We start from the raw sequence: 19,637 nt of genomic DNA, 5'->3' as shown, positions 1-19,637 counted from the left end.
ATCGCTCGGTCTCCGCCGCCGCAGCCGCTCGCGCGTCTGCCGAACTTCCGCCGTCCGGTAGCCGATTCCTCGCGACAGGCGGACGGTGAGACATCCCGAACACGGCGTCACAGATCGCTTCAAGCCCGGTCCGTAACGCAGGGATTTCCCCCGCGGATCGCCACCCGTCGACATGGCCAGTCTCATCGGATCGCTGTGGCGTCGGTACCGATCGGTACCGCTCATCTACCGCATCGCGGTCGCGTTCCTCCTCGGATCGCTCGCCGGCGCGGTCTTCGGCGAGCGGATGACCGTCGTCGAACCGTTCGGCGACCTCTTCTTGCGCCTGCTCAACATGCTCGTCGTCCCGATCATCGTCTTCACGCTGCTCACCGGGATCAGACAGCTCTCGCCGGCGAAGCTCGGGCGGATCGGCGGCGCGACGGTCGGGCTCTACGCCGCGACGACGACGCTCGCCGGGCTGATCGGGCTCACGGTCGCGAACCTGCTGCAACCGGGTCGCGGCGTGGAGTTCACGGGCGGCGAGGCGCAGTCGCAGGCGCCGCCGTCGCTGACCGAGGTCGTCCTCGGCATCGTCCCGAACAACCCGGTGGCCGCGATGGCCGACGGGAACCTGCTCGCGACGGTCTTCTTCGTGATCGTGTTCGGCATCGCGCTCACCTACGTCCGGGCGCAGAAGCCGGAGCTCGGAGACCGGGTCGACGGCGTGTTCGAGGCGTTCGAGATCGGTGCCGAGGCGATGTTCGTGGTCGTCCGCGGCGTGTTGGAGTACGGCGTTATCGGCGTGTTCGCCCTCATGGCGGTCGGTATCGGCACGGAGGGGGTCGGCGTGTTCTCCTCGCTCGGCGCGCTCGTGCTGGCGGTCGGCGTCGCGGTCGTCGTCCACATCTCGTTCACCTACCTGTTCGTGCTCATGCGCGTGGTCGCCGGCGTCTCCCCCGTCGCGTTCCTCAGGGGCGCGAAGGACGCGATGCTCACCGCCTTCGCGACGCGCTCGTCCAGCGGGACGCTCCCGGTGACGATGACGAACGCCGAGGAGGACCTCCGGATCGAAGAGCGGGTGTACTCGTTCGCGCTCCCCGTCGGCGCCACCGCCAACATGGACGGCGCCGCGATCCGACAGGCGATCACCGTGATGTTCGCGGCCAACGCCGTGGGACAGCCGCTCGCGCTCACCGAGCAGCTCCTCGTGTTGGTCGTCGCCGTGCTGATCAGCATCGGGACCGCGGGCGTCCCCGGCGCCGGGCTCGTCATGCTGACCGTCGTGTTGAGTCAGGTGGGGCTCCCGCTCGCGGTCGTCGGCTTCGTCGCCGGCGTCGACCCGATCTTAGGCCGCATCGCGACGATGAACAACGTCACCGGCGACCTGGCGGTCGCGACCGTGGTCGGCAAGTGGAACGACGCCGTCGACCTCACCGACGGCGTGTGGGGCGAGTAGGGGGATCGGCGCCGGGCGCCGCCGTCAGATCCCGCCGCCGGCCATCGCGAACAGCGCGACGGCGATGACCGCGAACAGCCCGCCCACGCCCAGCTTGATCGTCTCGGTGTTCAGCGCCGTCGAGACGTACGGCGCGATCTGGCCGCCGAGCGTGGTCGCCGGAACGGTCCAGACGACCATGTTCCACGGCGTCGTCGCCAGGTCCATCGCGTGGCCGCCGACCAGCCCGCCGCCGAACACGTGCACCACCGACGCCAGCACGGCGGTCGTCGCGACGACGATGTGGTTCGTACCGATCGCCACGCGGACCGGGACCTCGGTCCGGAGCATCGAGATGATCCCGAGTTCGCCGATCCCGAAGCCGGCGAGCCCCTGGAACACGCCGCCGACGCTGTAGTTGGCGAACCGTTCGAGGTAGCCGCCGCGCGAGTAGACGTAGTCGTCGCCGTCGCGGTCGACCCGGGTGACCGTGCCGGACTCGTCGGTGTCGACGCCCGCGGGCCCGAGCTTGTTCGCGTCGTCCGGGAGGTCTCGGGGCGACCCGCCGTCCGCGGCGACTTCCTCACCGTCCCCGCTCCCCGTCGGTTCCCCGTGTCCCAGATCGGCTCGGAAGAGCAGGTAGGAGGCCGCGATCAGGGCGATACCCAACAGCGCGTGGAACAGCGGCTCGGGGATGACGAAGGAGAGGAGCGCCCCGCCGACGACGAAGGGGACGCCGCCCAGCACGAGCGACAGCGAGAGCCGTCGGTCGACGAGCCCGTACTGGATGAACGCGAGCGACGAGCTCGACAGCCCGAACGACTCGCTGATGAGCCCGATCTTCACCAGCGTCGTCGGCTCTAGCGGGTACGCGACGAGCGGGAAGACGAAGATGAGAAACGGGACGAACAGCGCCGACCCGCTGATTCCGACGGTGTTGACGATGGTCGCGCCGACGAGGAACGCGACGAACAGCCACCAGTACTCGGTCCAGTAGCCGACGCCGGCGTCGGCCGGCGTCGGCGCGAAGCCGTACACCCCCGCGACGAACAGGAGGGGGGCGAGGAACACGAGGACGTGCTGATACCGGAGAATGGTACGCTGCACGCCACCCGACAGTGAAGCGCTCATTGAGGCGTGGAACGCGAATTACGGAGAGCGTTATAAATGGGTTTTTATTTGTGAGAATTTGAACGAACTATCATCCACGTTCACGGGCACGCTTCCGACCGAGTCGGCGATGCCGAGCCCGATCGGTTCGACGACGAATTCGATCGTTTGCACGAATATTTTCGAACACTGAAATTATCTACCACTGACAGAAAATAACTCTTAAACCGCCCGTCGGCCACCCGCGGATCGAACGATGCCGCGGAGACGTGACGACGACGCCGCGACGAACCGAGCGACGCGGGGAGCCTATCCGTGAGCGACGGGCCGACCCTCCGGATCGTCGACGACGCGGACGACGACCCGGGCGGCGCGGTGCCCGCGCCGGTGCCGCCGGACGACCCCGAGGCGTGGTACGCGCCTGCAGTTCGCGCGCAGTACGAATCGGAGCCGGGGGTCGTGGCGACCGTCCGCGAGCGCGACGGCGGCCGGTTCGGGTACGACGTGCGCGAGCCGCCGCTGTCGTCGGCCGACGAGCGCGCGCTCGACCGCGTCCGCGACCACTTCTCCGGGGTGCGCCACCGCCGCCCGCTCACGCGGGTCGGCGTTTACGAGCGCGCCGAGGCGGGGTTCGAGCCGAAGTACGAGCGCGCGCTCGACCGACTGCTCGACGCGAGCGCCGCGGCGCGCCGCCGGATCGACTACCACGCCTTGCGAGACCTCCGTCTCCTCGGCGACGTGACGCCGCTCGCCTTGGACGACCGGATCGAGGTGGCGGACGTGGGCGACGAGCGCGAGCTGGTCGTCCACACCGAGACGTTCGCGCCCTTGGAGACCGGTCTCGACGCCGACGCCGAGTACGTCGAGCGCGTCGCCGCCGAGCGGCTCGCCCGGTACGCGGTCGGGTTCGCCGGGCTCTCCGTCGAGGTGGTCGTCTCACGCGAGCGACTGCTCGGCTCCGACGCGTTCGAGACGAAGTACGCCGTCCGCGAGCCGGACCTCCTCCCCGGCGACGAGGCGCTGATCGAGGAGTGCAAACAGCGCATCTGGGAGACGACCGTCAACGGCGTCGTCGACGACCGCGAGGCGTTCGTCGCCGAGCACGCCCGCCGGTTCCTCTCCCGGCGGCTCACCGCGCGCAACACCCGCGCGTGGCTCGGCGCGGCGGCCCACCGCGCCCGCTCCGCGCTGGCCGACCGGGGGCTCGCGGTCCCGCCGGTCGACTCGCGGTACGCCCACGACCGGCTCGACGACCTGGCGTACTACGTGCTCCGCGACTTCGTCGGCGAGGGGATACTCACGATACCGATCCGCGACCCGAACTTAGAGGACGTGGAGGCGAACCGCGTCGGCGAGCGCGTGAAGGTGGTTCCCCGGACCTCGGTCTTGGAGGGGACCGAGGAGGGTGGGGTCGGTGGTGCCCGGGAGGCCGGGCGACGCGTCCCGACCAACCTCGCGTTCGACGACGAGACCGCGTTCGTCAACGTCGTCACCGGGCTGGCGGCCCGCGACGGCACCGAGCTCAACGCGTCGACGCCGTCGGCGAAGGTGAACCTCGACGTCGACGGGGTCGACGAGACGGTCCGGTGTGCCGTGGCGCTCCCCGTCATCTCGGAGGGCGGGCCGCACGTCTCGATCCGCAAACAGAGCGCGGACGCCCTGACGCCCGTCGATCTGGTCGATCGGGGGACGCTCTCGCCCGATCTGGTCACCCTGCTGTGGCTGCTGTACGAGCACCGCGGGGTCGTCCTCTTCGCCGGACCGACCGGCGTGGGGAAGACGACCCTGCTCAACGCCCACACGCCCTTCATCCCGTTCGACGACCGCCCGGTGTCGATCGACGAGGGGTCCCGCGAGGTCCGACTTCCGCACGAGACCGGGGTGTCGCTCACGACGCGCGACCACGAGGACGCGTATAAGGCCGTGAGCATGTCGGAGCTGATGGCGGAAGCGAACTACCTGAACCCCGACGTGGAGGTCATCGCCGAGATCAACACCCCCGCGAGCTTCGAGACGTTCGCGGAGACCCTGAACACGGGACACGGCGTGATCGGGACCACTCACGCCGAGGACGTGGAGGCGCTCGTCAACCGCGTGATCGAGCGCGGGCTCCCGGCGTACCTCCTCCGCGAGGTCGACCTCGTCGTCTTCCCGCGGCAGGTCGACGGCGAGCGCTACGTCTCGCGGGCGGTCGAGCTCCTCTCCGAGGCGGAGTACGAGGCGCTCGACCCGGAGGCGACGCGCAGCCCGACCGGGAACCCCAAACACGGCGGCGCCGGCGTCGTCGATAAGGGGACCGAAGCGGTGTACTACAACACGGTCGCGTGGCGCGACGCCGACGGCGAGTTCCGGTTCCCGGGCGCTCCCGAGAGCGACGCGCCGGCCGCCCCCGGCGACGGGCGCCGCCTCCACGCGCTCGCTCGCGTCGCCGACCACACCGACCGCGACGTCGACGCCGTCGAGTCCGAGTTCGCGTCCAAGCGCCGGTACGTCGAGTACCTCGTCCGTGACGGAGTCGACGACTTCGACGCGTTATTCGAGTTCCTCGCGGACCTCCGGACCGACGAGGCGGCGACCGTCGAGCGCGCCGCCCGCACGGCGGACGGGGAGGGGCGGCCGTGAGCGGGGACCCCCGGACGGGAACCGACGCGTCGGGAGGCCGTCGCGCGCTCGACGCGGCCGAGACCGACGGCTTCACGCGGGCCGGCGGCTACTCGGTGGTCGACCGCGTGCTGTACGCCCTGTTCGCGCGCCACGCGGGCGACCGCCGGCACGACGCCGACCGGAAGCGCTACCGCGGGACCGCGCTCGACACGGGGTTCGAGACGTACCTGTCGCGGGTGTACGGGCTCTCGTGGGTCGTCTGCGCCGCCGTCATCGTCCCGGCGCTGCTCGTCGCCGCGTCGACGGCGCCGGGCCTGCTCGCGGCGGCAGACGCCCGGATCGGCGCGCGCTCGCCGGTCCCGATCGCGTCGCTGTCGGCGGATCGCGCCGCCGTCGTCGTCGCCGGGCTCACCGGGTTCCTCGCGAAGCGCGCGACGGTGCGACTCGGCGGGCTTCACCTCCGGTGGCTCACGGCGACCCGCCGGACCGACATCGAGCGGACGCTCCCGCCCGCGGTCCGGTACCTCGAACTGCTCGCCGCCGGGAGCGACGGTCCCCGAGAGATGGTCGAGAAGGTCGCTTCGAACGGCGCGTACGGCGGGACCGCGGCCTCGCTGCGGAAGGCGCTCAACGCCGCGCGGCTCGCCGGGAGCCTCGACGAGGGACTGCGTCGGGTCGCCCGCGACACCCCCTCGCGGGAGCTGCTCGCGCCGTTCCTCCTCAAGTTCCGCAAGCACGCGGCGACCGGCGACGCGGCGCTCGCGGAGTACCTGCGGACGGAGCGCCGGATGCTCGCACACCGGCAGGACCGGGCCCGGAAGCGCGCCCGCCGGTTCTTGGAGCTGCTCACGGAGCTGTTCGTCGTCGTGTTGGTGTTGCCGGCGCTGCTCGTCATCGCGGCGACCGCGCTCACGGTCGTCGTTCCGGAGCTCCTCCCGCCGGTCGACACCCCGGTCGGCGTGGTACCGACGCGAGCGGTCGTCCTCTACGGCGCCGTCGCCTTCCTCGTCGCTATCGGACTTACCGGGGCGGTCGCGGTCGGCACGCTCCGCCCGCCGAACCAGCGCGCGAGATACGACCTGCCGGCGACGCCCCGTGGGATCGTCGTCTCCGCCGGACGCAACCCGGCGAGCGCCGCGGTCGTCTGTGCGCCGCCCGCGGCCCTGCTCGCGCTCGCGCTCGCGTTCGCGGGGTACACGCTCGTCAACGTGGGACTGCTCTCGTACGCGGCGTTCGCGCTGCCCGTCGGCGCCGTCGCGGGCAGACGCACCCGGATCGACGACGCGAAGGACCGCGAGCTGGCGGACTTCGTCCACGCCGTCTCGGGCCACGTCGCGCAGGGGCGACCCTTCCCCGCGGCGGTCGAGGCGGTCGCGCGCGACGCGGACCTCGGCGTGCTCGACGACGACGTGGCCGACCTCGCGTTCGCGCTCCGGTCGACGACCGCGACGGGAGGCGCGGAGGGAACGGGAAGCACGGAGGGAACGGGAAGCACGGGAGAGTCGGCGCCCTCGACCGACGTCCGCGCGGCCGCGATCGACCGGTTCGTCGAGCGAGTCGGGACCCCGCTGGCCGAGGGGACGCTCGGGGTCGTTACCGACGCCATGAACGCCGGGAGCGACGCCGACGCCGTCTTCGAGACGCTCCGGATCGAGGTGGGGCGGCTCTACAGCGAGCAGCGGGCGCTGCGCTCCTCGATGCACCCGTACGTCGCGGTCGGCTGGGCGGCGGCCGCGCTGGTCGCGGCGGTCGTCACCGTCGTCAACACGCAGGTGATCGACGCTACGCGGCTCGCCGACCTCGCCGGCGCCACCGACCTCGTGACCGAACCGGAGACGGTCCTCCCCGACCTCGAACGCTTCCGGCTGTACGTCGTCACGCAGGCGACGATGCTCGCGTCGGGCTGGTTCGCCGGGACCGCCTCCCGCGGGCGCTACGCGGCGCTGTTCCACTCCGGGCTGCTCGTGGCGATCTGCTACGCGGTGTTCACCGCGGGCGGGTTGGCGTAGGCGGCGGGCCCCGCAGCCGTTTCGACGCTGATGCGAGACTTATCGAACAGCAATCCTTATCAGATTCTCGGAAAAACCGTTGCCTATGGCTGGCCGTTACGGCAACATAGACTACCCCACGATCACTAAACGCGGTGTCCTGCTCGGGATCGGGCTGTTTCTGATCGGCGCCGTCGGTGAGGCGTACATCCACCTGACGGGCGCGCAGGTGCCGGGTTGGGAGGAGCAGCTCCTCCTCGATCTGGAGTTCCTCGGAACCGCGATCGCGCTCGTCACCCCGTTCGTCTTCGGGATCTTCCTCCCGCTCACCGAGTAGCGTGGGCCGAACCGGATTTATCTGATCGCCCGCTCCGTCCGATCTTCCTCACAAACCGGTGCTGTTGAACCCCTCCACAGCCGATATGTCCCGATCCGACTGCGATCAATACACACAGAACGGTGATCGATAGCGGGAGTACGTCTCTCAGTGTGGTGGTGTGGTCATTTATAAGTCGGATCGGGGTGTTGCTGTTGGTGGTTTATAAGTGATCGACGGCTCTGCGGTGATGCTCTCCAAAGCCCCAGCCGTGAGGCGGGCGCACGCTCGCTGCGCTCCTCGCTCAGTCGCTATCGCTCCTTCGTTGCGGTGCTTACGTCTCCTGCGCCCGCCTCACGGCTGCCCCTTTGAGCCCCACCCAATCGCACAGCCTCACACCTCCCCAGCCTCGCCGCGGCCGCCAGAGGCGGCCGCGGGCTCCCTCGCACGCGCTCCTCGTGGCCGCCCTCGGCGGCCACTCGGAGGCGCGCGCCACCGCACCGCGTTTATAAGTAGATGCTGCTGGCGCTCACGATAGTTTAAATACTGGATCGTTGTCATGATTCTGAAACACCCACTCCCGCTATCGATCGAGAAGCGGTCTCCCGCGCGTGTCTGGTTCAGACACATCACATCTGAAGTAAGGTTCCAACAGATCTCGAAAATCATCTCTCGCTCTGAGCCGGTCGCGAATCGACTCACTACCGGCCGACCGGCACTCACTCCGACCTCCAGTCCCGATCGATTAAAGTCCGCTTGTGCTAATCAACCGCTAGTGGTTATCATCGACCGGGGCGGCGACGGACGCGATCGACCGGCCCAGAGACCCGACCGATCGGGGCTGCGAGCCGGGGGGTCGGCGTGAGCGACGTGACTCTCGCGGTCGTCGCGGGAACGACCGCGACCGCCGCGATCGACGGGATCAGCGCCGCGGGCGCGGACCCGGAGCTGCGGAGACACACCCCCAGCGCCGACCTCGAGATCGTCGCCGACGGGCGGCCGGCCCCCGACTCGGCCGTCCCCGTCAGCCCCTCCGGCTGTCCGACCCCCGCGGTCGTCACCCGCGCCGTGCGCGAGCTCGTCGGCTTCGAGTTCGTCGGGGTCGACGCCGGGCTCGCGGTCCCGACGGCACCGACGGGGGCGCCGGTCCTCGACGCGGACGCCGCGCCCGGCGGCGACGTGCGCGACTCGGAGCCCGTCCCGGACGCTGCAGCCGTCTTCGAGCGGGCGCGCGGACTGGTGCCGGAGGCGGTGGGCGGGGGAGCGAACGCGTCCGACGGCGGCGACGCCGACCGCGAACTCCTCGTCGCCGAGACGATCCCCGGCGGCACGACGACCGCGCTCGGCGCCCTCACCGCGCTCGGCGAGCGCCCGGCGGTCTCCTCGTCGCTGCCGGCGAACCCCCTCGGAACGAAGCGAGCGGTCGTCGACGAGGGGCTGGCCGCCAGCGGGATCGCCGCCGGCGACGCGGCCGGCGACCCGCTCGACGCGCTCCGTCTGATGGGCGACCCCGTGCTCGCCGCGGCCACGGGGCTGGTCGTCGGCGCGGTCGAGCGCGGCGTGCCGGTCACGCTCGCGGGCGGGACCCAGCTCGCGGCGGTCGCCGCGCTCGCTCGGCACGCGGGCGTCGAGCGCCGACTCCCGCTCGCGACGACCTCGTTCGTCGCCGACGACCCCTCAGCAGACGTGGGCGCGCTCGCGGACGACCTCGGCCTGACGCTCGCCGCGACCGACCCGGCGTTCGGCGAGAGCGACCACCCGGCGATGACGGCGTACGCCCGCGGGGAGGCGAAGGAGGGCGTCGGGATGGGCGGGGCACTGGCCCTCTCCGAACGCGCCGGCGTCCCCGCGGGCGACGTGCGCGACCGCGTGGCGTCGATCACCGACCGCCTGCTGGCCGAGCGGGAAGTGGGAGGCCCGACGGGGGGCGGCTCCCGATGAGGGGGTTCGTCCTCGGCGGCACCGCCTCCGGCGTCGGCAAGACGGTCGCGACGCTCGCGGCGATCCGGGCGCTAGAAAATGCGGGACACGCCGTCCAGCCGGCGAAGGCCGGCCCCGACTTCATCGACCCGAGCCACCACGAGCGCGTCGCGGGGCGCCCCTCGCGCACGCTCGACCTGTGGCTCCAGGGCGAGGACGGCCTCCGCCGGAACTACGCCCGCGGCGAGGGCGACGTCTGCGTCGTCGAGGGCGTGATGGGGCTGTACGACGGGGATAAGTCGAGTACCGCCGCGGTCGCCGAGGCGCTCGACCTCCCGGTCGTGCTCGCCGTCGACGCGAGCGCCGGCATGGAGAGCGTCGCGGCGACCGCGCTCGGCTTTCGGGCGTACGCCGACCGGATCGGCCGCGACGTCGACGTTGCCGGCGTGATCGCCCAGCGCGCGCACGGCGGGCGCCACGCCGACGGGATCCGCGAGGCGCTCTCGGACGGCCTCGCGTACCTCGGCCGGATTCCGCCGAACGACGACCTAGAGGTTCCCGACCGCCACCTCGGCCTCCACATGGGCGACGAGTCGCCCGTGCCCGACGACGCGCTCGACGCGGCGGCGGAGGGGCTCAGGCTCGACCGACTGATGGACGTCGCGCGCGAGCCGGCGGGCGCGGCGGAGCCGGCGGAAGCGGTCGAGGCGCGGGCGTCGACCGACGCGGACGACGACCGCCCCCGCGTCGCCGTCGCCCGCGACGACGCCTTCCGGTTCGCGTACCCGGCGACGATCGAGCGCCTGCGCGAGCGGGCGACGGTCGAGGCGTTCTCTCCGGTCGCGGGCGACCCCCTCCCGCCCTGTGACGGCGTCTACCTCCCCGGCGGCTACCCGGAGCTTCACGCCGCGGAACTGGCGGCGAGCCCGGCGCTCGACGAGGTCGCGAGCGCGGCCGCCGAGGGGACTCCCGTGCTCGGCGAGTGCGGCGGGCTGATGGCGCTCGCCGAGTCGCTGACGACCGTCGAGGGCGAGACGCACGCGATGGCGGGCGTCCTCCCGGCCGACGTGCGCATGCGCGACCGGTATCAGGCGCTCGATCACGTCGAGTTGCGGGCGACGCGAGACGCGCCGACGGCCTCCGCGGGCTCGACCCTACGCGGCCACGAGTTCCACTACTCGGAGGCCGACGCCGCGAGCGACGCCCAGTTCGCCTTCGACGTGGAGCGCGGGACCGGGATCGACGGCGACCGCGACGGCCTGATCGAACACCGAACGCTCGGAACGTACTGTCACGTCCACCCGGCAAGCGGGGCGTTCGACGCGTTCCTCGACGGGCTGTGACCGCGATGGCGATCGTTTCAGCTCCCGCCGCCGCGATCGCCCCCCTCGCCGCGCTGGCGATCGCGGTCGCGCTCGATCTCGCGATCGCGGAGCCGCCGGCCCGGGTCCACCCCGTCGCGCTGTTCGGGTCGGTCGCGGGGCGGTTCGACCGATCGTGGTCGCGCCCCCGTCTCGTCGGCGTCGCGGTCGCGGTCGGACTTCCGATCGTCGCCGCGGCGGTCGCGGGGGGAATCGTCGCAGTCGTGGTCGCGGCCGCGCCGAGCTCGCGCGCCTCTCTCGCTCACCCCGTTCTCGTCGCCGGCGCGATCCTCTTTTCGACCGTCAGCCTCCGGATGCTGCTGGCGACGACCGCGGAGGTCGTCTCGCTGACCGAGACCGACCCGGACGCCGCCCGCGAGTCGGTCCGGGCGCTCGCGGGCCGGGACGCGACCGACCTCACTCCGGCCGACCTCCGGAGCGCGGCCGTCGAGAGCGCGGCCGAGAACCTCGCTGACGGGTTCGTCGCCCCCCTCTGCGGATTCGCGCTCGGGGCGGCGGTCGGGCTCGCGGTCGGCCCGACGGCCGGGACCGCGGTCGTCGGATCGGGGGCCACCCTCCCGCTCGTCGCGGGAGTCGTCGGCGCGGTCTGGGTCAAGGCCGTCAACACGCTCGACTCGATGCTCGGCTACCGCTCGAAGCCGGTCGGCTGGGCGAGCGCGCGCCTCGACGACGCCGTGATGTTCCTCCCGGCCCGCGCGACCGCGGGCTGTCTGGCGGTCGCGACCGGAGCGATCGATGTCCTCCGCCGGGCCGCCGCGTGGGCCGACGAGCCGGGGTCGCCGAACTCCGGGTGGCCGATGGCGACCGCCGCGGCCGCGCTCGACGCCCGACTGGAGAAGCCCGGCCACTACGTCCTCAACCCGGACGCGACCCCGCCGAGCGTCGCCGACGCGGAGCGGGCGGTCCGGCTCGTCGGCGTCGCCGGCGGAATCGCGGTCGCCCTCGCGGCGGGGTGGCTGGCGGCGGTCGGTTGGTCGGTCGCGGCGGGGTGGCTCCCGACCTCCGCGGGGGTGGTCGGGTGGTCCTGACCGCGCTCCGGGGCGCCCTCGGCTTCCTCACTCGGGTCCCGGTCGGCCGCGACGAGGCGGCGTGGGGGGCGTTCGCGCGCTCGCCGTGGACGTTCCCGGTCGTCGGATACCTCGTCGGCGGGCTCGTCGCGGCCCCGCTGCTGCTCGCCGCGCCCCCGGCGTCGGTCCCCGCACCCACGGTCGCGCTCGCGTTCGTCCTCGCCGTCTACGCCGTCACGGGGATCGGCCACCTCGACGGCGTGGCCGACCTCGGCGACGCCGCGGTCGTCCACGGCGACCGCGAGGAGCGCCGCCGCGTGCTGAAGGACTCCGAGATCGGCGTCGGCGGGACCGTCGCGCTCGCATTGGTCGTGCTCGGGCTGGCGACCGCGGCGCTCGCGCTGATCGAGGTCGGAGCGACCGCGGGGAGCGGCGGCGTCTCCCTCGCCGCGCTCGGGATCGTCGTCGCCGCGGAGGTCGGCGCGAAGGCCGCGACCGCGGCGCTCGTCTGCGTCGGCGACGCGCCTCACGAGGGGCTCGGCTCCGCGCTGACCGACGAGTCAGCTCCCGGATCGGCGCTCCCCGTCATCGCGCTGGCGGCGCCCGCCGCGCTGCTCGCGTGGCCGCGAGTCCTGCCGGGCCTCTCGACCCTCGTCGCCGCGCTGGCGACGGCCGCGCTCGTCGCGCGCTGGTCCCGCCGCCGGCTCGGCGGCGTCTCCGGCGACGTGCTCGGCGCGACGACGGAGATCGCGCGGGTCGCCGCGCTGCACGCGGGGGTGATCGCGTGGACGCGCTTCTGATGTGCGGCGGCCGCGGCACCCGCCTCGGCGGCGAGACGGAGAAGCCGCTCCGGGAGATCGCGGGACGGCCGATGGTCGATCGCGTACTCGACGCGCTCGCCGAGAGCCGGATCGAGGCGACCCACGCGGTCGTCTCTCCGCACTCGACGCGGACGCGAACACACCTCGCTGGCCGGGCGAGCGAGTCCCCGTCGCTGTCGGTCGTCGAGGCGCCCGGGAACGGCTACGTCGCCGACCTGCAGTACGCGATGGACGCGGTCGGCGCGGGCGGAGGCCCCCTCCTGACCGTCGCCGCCGACCTCCCGCTGCTCGACGGCGCGGCGGTGAACGCGGTTCTCGACGCGGCTCGCGCCGCCGAGGGCGACTCGCTCACCGTCTGCGTGCCGGCGGTCCGCAAGCGCGAACTGGGCGTCAGCGCGGACGCGACGACCGAGATCGCCGGCCGCGAGGTCGTTCCGGCCGGGATCAACGTCGTCGGTGGGTCTGGGGACGGCTCCGAGAACGACACGGAGGACGGCGACGCCGCCGACGGCGACGCCGGCGCCGTCCACCTCACCGACGACGCCCGGTTCGCCGTCAACGTCAACTACCCGTCGGACGTGCGGACCGCGGAACGACTGCTGAAGCGCGACTCGGAGAGACCACCGACCGACGGCTCCGGACGACACCCCACCGACTCATGAACCTCGACAGCGCGCTCGGACTCGACCGCGAACCGCACGGGAGCAGCGACGACCCCGACCTGCTGGACTTCTCGGCGAACACGAACCCCGAGGTCCCGCCGGGCGTCGCGGAGGCGTACCGAGACGCCTTCGAGGCCGCCCGGTCGTACCCGGCGGAACCCCCCGCGGCGTTCCGCGAGGCCGCCGCCGAGTACGTCGACTGCGACCCGGACGCGGTCGTGCCGACGCCGGGGGGGCTCGCAGCCATCAGGGCCGCGGTCGCGCTCGCGGTCGACCCGGGCGACACCGCCCTGCTCCCGGCGCCGAGCTTCGCGGAGTACGCCCGCGAGGTGCGACTGCAGGGCGGCGACCCCGCCTTCGTCGCGGCCGATGCGGTCCTCGACGCCGACCCGACGGACCACGCGCTCGCGGTCGTCTGCGCCCCGAACAACCCGACGGGGACCGACTACGGCCGGAGGGAGCTGGAGCGGTTCGCGGCGCGGTGCCGCGCGGCCGACACGCCCCTGCTCGTCGACGAGGCGTTCCGCGGGTTCACCGACCGCCCCTCGCTCGCGGGAGCCGAGGGCGTCGTCGTCGCCCGGTCGCTGACGAAGCTGTTCGGGCTCCCCGGGATCCGGACGGGGTTCGCGGTCGCGACGGGGGACCTCGGCGCGGCGCTGGAGCGCGCCCGGCGCCCGTGGAACGTGAGCGTCCCGGCGCTTTCGACCGGCGCGCACTGCATGCGGCAGGAGGGGTTTATACGGGAGACCCGCGAGCGCGTCCGCTCGGAGCGATCGCGGATGGCCGCGGCGCTCGCGGAGCGGTACGGCGTAACCCCCTCCGAGGCGCCGTTCCTGCTGCTCGACGTGGGCGAGGTGGAGAGGGGGCGCTCGGTCGACCGGGTCGTCGCGGACGCCCGCGACCGCGGCGTCGCGGTCCGGGACGCGACCACCTTCCGCGGACTCGACTCGCACGTCCGGGTCGCGGTGCGTCGACCCGCCGAGAACGACCGCCTGCTCGCGGCGCTGGGGGTCGGCGACGGACCGACGGACGACGGGGAGACGGGGGACGACGATGTTTGACGCGACCGTGCGCGAGGGCGTGCTCCGACTGTGCCGACCAGAGACGCGCTGGCTCTCCACCGGCTGGAACGGGGGGCGATCGCGGGCGAACGCCGCCTACAACGTCTCGGTGCCGGAGGGGTTCGACCGGACGGACCTCGGCGCGTACCGCGACGAGCGGCTGGCGCGGGTGGGGTTTAAAAGTGAACGAGGCCCGCCGACCCTCTTCACCGGCGTCTCGATGACCCACGCCCGCGGTGCGCGCTTCGGCTCGGTCGTCGCGTACGCGACCGTCGGCCTGTCGAACCCGGCGATGCTGCCGATGGAGCCGGCGGGAGCGGCGAACGACGACGGCGCTAGCGACTCCGAGCGTGCCGCCGACGCGCCGGCCGAGGCGCCGACCGAGGAGCCGCCCCGGCGACCCGGCACGGTCAATCTGATCGTCGGGACGACCCGCCGGCTCGCGGACGGCGCGGCGGCGAACCTCGTCGCGGTCGCGGCCGAGGCGAAGGCGGCGACGCTGCTGGCGACGGCGGGCGTGCCGGGGACGACGAGCGACGCGGTGGTCGTCGGCGACGACCCGACCGGGGAGCCGGCGGCGTTCTCGGGCAGCGCTACCCCGGTCGGCGCGGCGGCCCGCGTCTGCGTCCGGGACGCGGTCCGCGCGAGCCTGCGGTCTCGGTACCCGGACGGCGAGTACCCCGGCCCGACGGCCGACGCCGAGCACGGCGTCGTCGCCGACGACCGGGCGGAGGTCTTCGATCTATGACAACAAACCACACAGACGGCGACGACGGCGACGCAGACGCATCGACAGACGAAGAATCGGCCGAGAGGGACGAGAACCCGGCCGCCCGAACTCCCGGCGGCGGCGCGGCCCCCGAACCGGCGCCGATCGAGCCGGCCGCGCCCGAGGAGTTCGGGCTCGTGCAGGCGTGGTGGGGCGACGGCAAGGGGAAGACCACGGCGGCGATGGGGATGGGGTTCCGGGCCGCGGGCCACGGCTACCGCGTCCACATGCTCCAGTTCATGAAGGGCGGCGCCGACAGCGTCGAAGGCGTCAGGGGGGAGTACAACGCGGTCGCCGCCATGCCCGGCTTCTCCTACGAGAACGCCGGACACTACGGCTGGCACGGGCTCCTCGACGGCTCCGCTGACGACGAACACGAGGCGAAGGCGAGCGCGGCGTTCGAGCGCGCGGAGGCGCTCGTCGCGGGCGCCGCCGACGCGGACCTGACCGAACCGCTCCCGCTCGACGGCGACTCCGACGAGGGCGTCCACATGCTGATACTCGACGAGGTGCTGTACGCCGCCGACCGCGGGCTCGTCGATCCCGACGATGTGGTCGCGCTCGCGGAGTCGAAACCCGAGGCCCTCGAACTCGTCCTCACCGGGAGCCACGACGAACCCGCGTACCTCGACGGCGTGGCCGACCTGATCACGAACGTCCGGAAGGAGACCCACCCGTTCGACGCGGGCCACCGCGCCCGGCGGGGGACGGAGTACTGAGGCCGTGAGCGAGACGGGAGACACCGGCGAGACGGCGGACACCGTGCTGATCGCTGGCACCGCGAGCCACGCCGGCAAGAGCACGCTCGCGGCCGGGCTCTGTCGGCTCCTCTCGCGCCGGGGCGTCTCGGTCGCGCCTTATAAGGCTCAGAACATGAGCAACAACGCCCGGGTCGCGCTCGCGCCGGACGGCGAGTGGGGCGAGATCGGCGTCTCGCAGCACGTGCAGGCGCGGGCCGCCCGCGTCCCGGCGACGACCGACATGAACCCCGTCCTGCTCAAGCCGCGCGGGGACGGCGAGAGCCAACTGGTGATCGACGGCGAGGCCGTCGGCCACTTCGCGGCCGGCGAGTACTACGAGTCGCACTGGGAGCGCGCGCGGGAGGCGGCGGTCGCGGCCCACCGCCGACTGGCCGCCGACCGCGACGTGATCGTCGCGGAGGGGGCGGGTAGTATCGCCGAGATCAACCTCCACGACCGCGACCTCGCGAACGTCGAGTGCGCCCGGTTCGCCGACGCCGACATCCTGATCGCGGTCGACATCGAGCGCGGCGGCGCCTTCGCGAGCCTCTACGGGACCCTCGAACTCCTCCCGGACGACGTCCGCGAACGCGTCGCCGGCGCGGTCATCACGAAGTTCCGCGGCGATCCCGCACTCTTAGAGCCCGGCATCGCGGAGATCGAGGAGCGGACCGGGGTTCCGATCGTCGGCGTCGTCCCCTACGACGACCCCGGGCTCCCGGCGGAGGACAGCCTCTCGTTACCGGACGCGGGAGAAACCGGCGACGGGGGCACCGGAGCCGCCCTCGGCGCCGACGGCGGCGCCTCCGACGAGGAGACCGTCCGGATCGCGGTCCCCCGGCTCCCCCGAATCTCGAACTTCACCGATCTGGCTCCCCTCTCGCGCGAACCGGGCGTTCGGGTCGTCTACGTCCCGCTCGACGCGTCCAACGGTGAGACCGATTCCCCCCTCGTCGGCGCCGACGCGGTCGTGCTCCCCGGCTCGAAGAACACGGTCGACGACCTGCTCGCGCTGCGCGAGGCGGGACTCGACGAGGCGCTCCGACGCTTCGAGGGGCCGATCGTCGGGATCTGCGGCGGCTACCAGATCCTCGGCGAGCGGATCACGGGCGCCGAGATCGAGGGCACCGGCTCGCGGTCGACGGTCACCGGCATCGGCGTGCTCCCGGTCGAGACCGACTTCTCGCCCGAGAAGCGCGTCGAGCACGTGACCCGGTCCGTCGACGGCGTCGGCCCGCTGGCGGGGGCGACCGGGACCGCCACGGGCTACGAGATCCGCATGGGTCGGTCGTCGCCGACCGCGGAGACAGCCCGGCCGCTGGGGCCGGAGAGCGCGGCGACCGACCGGGCGCTGGGGACCTACCTCCACGGCCTCTTCGAGAACGAGGCGGTTCGCGACGCCTTCGTGGCGGCCGTCTTCGAGGCGGCGGGCACACCGAGGCCCGCGGGAGGGTCGGCGTCGGCCGGGAGCGCGGACGACGCCGACCGGTCGCCCTACGACCGCGCCGCCGACCTCGTCGCCGACCACGTCGACCTCGCGGCCGCGGGGCTCGGCGACGCGTGCTGACCCCGCTCGCGACGACTCGGCTCGGGCGGGCTCCCGACACCGCCGCCGGAAGGTATATTGTTTTGAGTACCCAATACTGGTGTATGAGCGACACCGCGGACGCGACCGACGGGACCGATTCGGCGAAGAGCGAGCGCGAACGCATCCGCGAGCGCAAGCTGCGGGAGCTACGGGACGAACTGGAACGCGAGGGCGAGATCGGCGGCGGGCCGGCCGAGACGGCGGACGACGACCGGGCGTCGACGACTCCGGCCGAACCGATCGAGGTCGGGGGGCCCGAGGAGTTCCGGCGCGTCGTCGACGAGCACGACGTGGTGTTGGTCGACTGCTACGCCGACTGGTGCGGCCCCTGTCAGATGATGGAACCGACGATCGAGGCGCTCGCGAGCGACGCCGACGCCGCCGTGGCGAAGGTCGACGTCGACGCCAACCCCGAAATCGCCCAGCAGCTCGGCGCTCGGAGCATCCCCACCCTCCTCGTGTACGCCGGCGGCGAGGCGGTCGACCGGTTCACGGGCGCGCAGGACCGCGCGACGCTGGAGTCGGCGATCGAACGCGCCGCCTGACCGACGGGACCGCCCCGCGACCGCGGCGAGGACGGCCGGTCGCGCAACCCCTAAGACGCGAGCGACGCGACTGATCGTATGAATATCGCGATACTCGGCGGTACGGGCGACATCGGACAGGGGCTCGCGCTCCGGCTCGCGGCCGACACCCCCCACGAGGTCACCATCGGCTCGCGCGACGCGGAGCGGGCGGAGACCAAGGCCGAGGAGTACACGACCGAGCTCGACAGCCGCGGCCTCGACGCCGCGGTAGCGGGCGCCGAGAACGAGGCGGCCGCCGCCGGGGCCAAGGTCGTCGTGCTCGCGGTCCCGCCGTACCACGTCGGCGACACCGTCGAGGCGATCGCCGACGCGCTCGCTCCCGGCGACGTGCTCGTCTCGCCGGCGACCGGGATGAAACGCGACGACGAGGGCTTTCACTACCACCGGCCCGGCGCCGGCTCGGTGACGCGGATCGCCGCGGACGCCGCGCCCGACGGGGTCGACGTCGTGGGCGCGTTCCACAACCTCGCGGCCGCCCGCCTCGCGAACCTCGACGCCGACCTCGGGATCGACACGCTCGTGATCGGCGACGACGAGGACGCGAAGGCGACCGTGACTGACCTCGCCGAGGGGATCGAGGGGCTGCGCGCGCTCGACGCCGGCGGCATCGCCAACGCCCCGGAGATCGAGGCGCTCACGCCGCTTCTGATCAACGTCACGGAGAACAACGACGGGCTCAACGACCTCGGGATCGAGTTTAAGTAATCCGAGGCCGGCGACCGTTCCGTTAGGCCTTTGCGCGACCGGTCCCTCCGGGCGATAGATGGAGTACCTGGAGCGCCGGGTCGCGCTGGTCGAGGAGCGGCTGGAGGCCGTCATCGACGAGGTCGAGCCCGACGAGCTGTCCGAGGAGGTCGGCCACGTCGTCCTCGCCGGCGGCAAGCGGGTCCGCCCCGCCGTGACGATCCTCGCCTGCGAGGCGTTCGACGGCGATCCCGACGCGGCCGTCGACTTCGCGGCCGGGATCGAGTTCGTCCACAACGCGTCGCTCGTGATCGACGACATCATCGACCGCTCCGAGGTGCGCCGCGGGACGCCGTCGGCGTGGGCCGAGTACGGCTACGGCCCGGCGATCATCGCCAGCGACGGGCTCCTCGGCGAGGCGTTCGCGCTCTTCTCCGCCGAGCCCCGCGCGATGCGGACCGTCGCCGAGGCGCTCGTCGAACTCGGCGAGGGGGAGGCCACCGAGCTGGCCGCCCGCCCCACCACCGAGGACGAGTACATGGAGCTCGCCCGCCGGAAGACCGGCGCGCTGTTCCGGGCGGCCGCCGAGCTGGGCGCGATCGCCGGCGGCGCCGACCCCGACGCGGTCGACTCGTTCGGCGAGTACGCCGAGCGCGTCGGCGTCGCCTTCCAGATGCGCGACGACGTGCTCGACGCGACCGCGGACGCGGACGACCTCGGCAAGCCGACCGGGCAGGACGCGGAGATGGATCGGCCCTCGGTCCTGCAGGTCACGTCGCTGTCGCCCGCGGAGATCGACGAGCGCGCCCGCGAGCAGTCCGAACTCGCCTTAGCCGCGCTCGACGACGCCGACCCGCCGGAGACGGAGGCGATCGAGTACCTCCGCGATCTCGCGGAGTTCGTCGTCGTGCGGGAGCGGTAGGGGGAAGAGAAGAGCGGAGAACGACCCGCGCCGATCTGTTTCTCGACCAATCGCCAAAA

At 72.9% G+C, this 19,637-nt stretch carries 17 protein-coding genes; 16 read left to right on the top strand and 1 reads right to left on the bottom strand.

Annotated features, from left to right (window positions below; translation table 11 throughout):
• Positions 1-172: 172 nt before the first annotated feature.
• The gene (locus tag FGL94_RS11005; protein ID WP_144924829.1) at positions 173-1,438 is read left to right on the top strand and encodes a dicarboxylate/amino acid:cation symporter; all 1,266 of its coding nucleotides are present in this window, start codon (positions 173-175) and stop codon (positions 1,436-1,438) included.
• 24 nt (positions 1,439-1,462) lie between these two features.
• On the opposite strand, the gene FGL94_RS11000 is transcribed toward FGL94_RS11005, so the two are convergent.
• Positions 1,463-2,548, bottom strand: a complete 1,086-nt coding sequence (locus tag FGL94_RS11000; RefSeq protein ID WP_144924826.1) for a sulfite exporter TauE/SafE family protein — start codon at positions 2,546-2,548, stop codon at positions 1,463-1,465.
• A gap of 294 nt (positions 2,549-2,842) precedes the next feature.
• Between FGL94_RS11000 and FGL94_RS10995 the strand changes: the two genes are divergently transcribed.
• The 15 genes from FGL94_RS10995 (at position 2,843) to FGL94_RS10925 (ending at position 19,578) form a co-directional block, all read left to right on the top strand.
• Positions 2,843-5,149, top strand: a complete 2,307-nt coding sequence (locus FGL94_RS10995; protein ID WP_144924823.1) for a type II/IV secretion system ATPase subunit — start codon at positions 2,843-2,845, stop codon at positions 5,147-5,149.
• The gene (locus tag FGL94_RS10990) at positions 5,146-7,140 is read left to right on the top strand and encodes a type II secretion system F family protein (protein ID WP_144924820.1); all 1,995 of its coding nucleotides are present in this window, start codon (positions 5,146-5,148) and stop codon (positions 7,138-7,140) included. The genes FGL94_RS10995 and FGL94_RS10990 overlap by 4 nt, the downstream gene beginning before the upstream one ends.
• Before the next feature lie 85 nt (positions 7,141-7,225).
• Positions 7,226-7,456, top strand: a complete 231-nt coding sequence (locus FGL94_RS10985; protein ID WP_144924817.1) for a DUF7860 family protein — start codon at positions 7,226-7,228, stop codon at positions 7,454-7,456.
• Between the two features lie 840 nt (positions 7,457-8,296).
• Positions 8,297-9,376 (top strand): nicotinate-nucleotide--dimethylbenzimidazole phosphoribosyltransferase, encoded by a 1,080-nt coding sequence (locus tag FGL94_RS10980; protein WP_144924814.1) that lies wholly within the window; start codon positions 8,297-8,299, stop codon positions 9,374-9,376.
• Positions 9,373-10,698, top strand: coding sequence for a cobyrinic acid a,c-diamide synthase (locus FGL94_RS10975; protein ID WP_144924811.1), 1,326 nt, complete (start codon positions 9,373-9,375; stop codon positions 10,696-10,698). The genes FGL94_RS10980 and FGL94_RS10975 overlap by 4 nt, the downstream gene beginning before the upstream one ends.
• Positions 10,699-10,703: 5 nt before the next feature.
• Entirely contained in the window at positions 10,704-11,765 is a 1,062-nt protein-coding gene (locus FGL94_RS10970; RefSeq protein WP_144924809.1) for a CobD/CbiB family cobalamin biosynthesis protein, read from the top strand.
• Complete coding sequence (gene cobS, locus FGL94_RS10965) at positions 11,756-12,544, top strand: adenosylcobinamide-GDP ribazoletransferase (RefSeq protein ID WP_144924806.1); 789 nt, start codon at positions 11,756-11,758, stop codon at positions 12,542-12,544. Before FGL94_RS10970 ends, cobS begins: the two co-directional genes overlap by 10 nt.
• Positions 12,544-13,227 carry an NTP transferase domain-containing protein gene (locus FGL94_RS10960; RefSeq protein ID WP_144925054.1) on the top strand — a complete coding sequence of 228 codons (684 nt, stop codon included), beginning with the start codon at positions 12,544-12,546 and terminating at the stop codon, positions 13,225-13,227. Before cobS ends, FGL94_RS10960 begins: the two co-directional genes overlap by 1 nt.
• Positions 13,224-14,288 carry a pyridoxal phosphate-dependent aminotransferase gene (locus tag FGL94_RS10955; RefSeq protein ID WP_144924803.1) on the top strand — a complete coding sequence of 355 codons (1,065 nt, stop codon included), beginning with the start codon at positions 13,224-13,226 and terminating at the stop codon, positions 14,286-14,288. Before FGL94_RS10960 ends, FGL94_RS10955 begins: the two co-directional genes overlap by 4 nt.
• Complete coding sequence (locus FGL94_RS10950; protein ID WP_144924799.1) at positions 14,281-15,036, top strand: adenosylcobinamide amidohydrolase; 756 nt, start codon at positions 14,281-14,283, stop codon at positions 15,034-15,036. The genes FGL94_RS10955 and FGL94_RS10950 overlap by 8 nt, the downstream gene beginning before the upstream one ends.
• Positions 15,033-15,776 (top strand): cob(I)yrinic acid a,c-diamide adenosyltransferase, encoded by a 744-nt coding sequence (locus FGL94_RS10945; RefSeq protein ID WP_144924796.1) that lies wholly within the window; start codon positions 15,033-15,035, stop codon positions 15,774-15,776. The genes FGL94_RS10950 and FGL94_RS10945 overlap by 4 nt, the downstream gene beginning before the upstream one ends.
• A gap of 4 nt (positions 15,777-15,780) precedes the next feature.
• Positions 15,781-17,364, top strand: coding sequence for a cobyric acid synthase (locus tag FGL94_RS10940; protein WP_144924791.1), 1,584 nt, complete (start codon positions 15,781-15,783; stop codon positions 17,362-17,364).
• A gap of 83 nt (positions 17,365-17,447) precedes the next feature.
• Positions 17,448-17,930: a thioredoxin gene (trxA, locus tag FGL94_RS10935; RefSeq protein WP_144924788.1), complete on the top strand. Its 483-nt coding sequence runs from the start codon at positions 17,448-17,450 to the stop codon at positions 17,928-17,930.
• 78 nt (positions 17,931-18,008) lie between these two features.
• Positions 18,009-18,677, top strand: a complete 669-nt coding sequence (gene npdG, locus FGL94_RS10930) for an NADPH-dependent F420 reductase (RefSeq protein ID WP_144924785.1) — start codon at positions 18,009-18,011, stop codon at positions 18,675-18,677.
• 58 nt (positions 18,678-18,735) lie between these two features.
• Positions 18,736-19,578, top strand: a complete 843-nt coding sequence (locus FGL94_RS10925) for a polyprenyl synthetase family protein (RefSeq protein WP_144924782.1) — start codon at positions 18,736-18,738, stop codon at positions 19,576-19,578.
• Positions 19,579-19,637 lie beyond the last annotated feature (59 nt).

It is taken from the genome of Halorubrum salsamenti (assembly GCF_007671685.1).
Classification (GTDB): Archaea; Halobacteriota; Halobacteria; order Halobacteriales; family Haloferacaceae; genus Halorubrum; species Halorubrum salsamenti.
Note: the sequence above shows the minus strand (reverse complement) of the source record. Positions and strands in the feature narration are given on the sequence as shown.

Bases quoted from the DNA above. Each gene is read 5' to 3' on its own strand.
- FGL94_RS11005 (WP_144924829.1), top strand. From the start codon at position 173: ATGGCCAGTCTCATCGGATCGCTGTGGCGTCGGTACCGATCGGTACCG.
- FGL94_RS11000 (WP_144924826.1), bottom strand. From the start codon at position 2,548: ATGAGCGCTTCACTGTCGGGTGGCGTGCAGCGTACCATTCTCCGGTAT.
- FGL94_RS10985 (WP_144924817.1), top strand. From the start codon at position 7,226: ATGGCTGGCCGTTACGGCAACATAGACTACCCCACGATCACTAAACGC.
- FGL94_RS10975 (WP_144924811.1), top strand. From the start codon at position 9,373: ATGAGGGGGTTCGTCCTCGGCGGCACCGCCTCCGGCGTCGGCAAGACG.
- FGL94_RS10970 (WP_144924809.1), top strand. From the start codon at position 10,704: ATGGCGATCGTTTCAGCTCCCGCCGCCGCGATCGCCCCCCTCGCCGCG.
- FGL94_RS10960 (WP_144925054.1), top strand. From the start codon at position 12,544: ATGTGCGGCGGCCGCGGCACCCGCCTCGGCGGCGAGACGGAGAAGCCG.
- FGL94_RS10955 (WP_144924803.1), top strand. From the start codon at position 13,224: ATGAACCTCGACAGCGCGCTCGGACTCGACCGCGAACCGCACGGGAGC.
- FGL94_RS10950 (WP_144924799.1), top strand. From the start codon at position 14,281: ATGTTTGACGCGACCGTGCGCGAGGGCGTGCTCCGACTGTGCCGACCA.
- FGL94_RS10945 (WP_144924796.1), top strand. From the start codon at position 15,033: ATGACAACAAACCACACAGACGGCGACGACGGCGACGCAGACGCATCG.
- trxA (WP_144924788.1), top strand. From the start codon at position 17,448: ATGAGCGACACCGCGGACGCGACCGACGGGACCGATTCGGCGAAGAGC.
- npdG (WP_144924785.1), top strand. From the start codon at position 18,009: ATGAATATCGCGATACTCGGCGGTACGGGCGACATCGGACAGGGGCTC.
- FGL94_RS10925 (WP_144924782.1), top strand. From the start codon at position 18,736: ATGGAGTACCTGGAGCGCCGGGTCGCGCTGGTCGAGGAGCGGCTGGAG.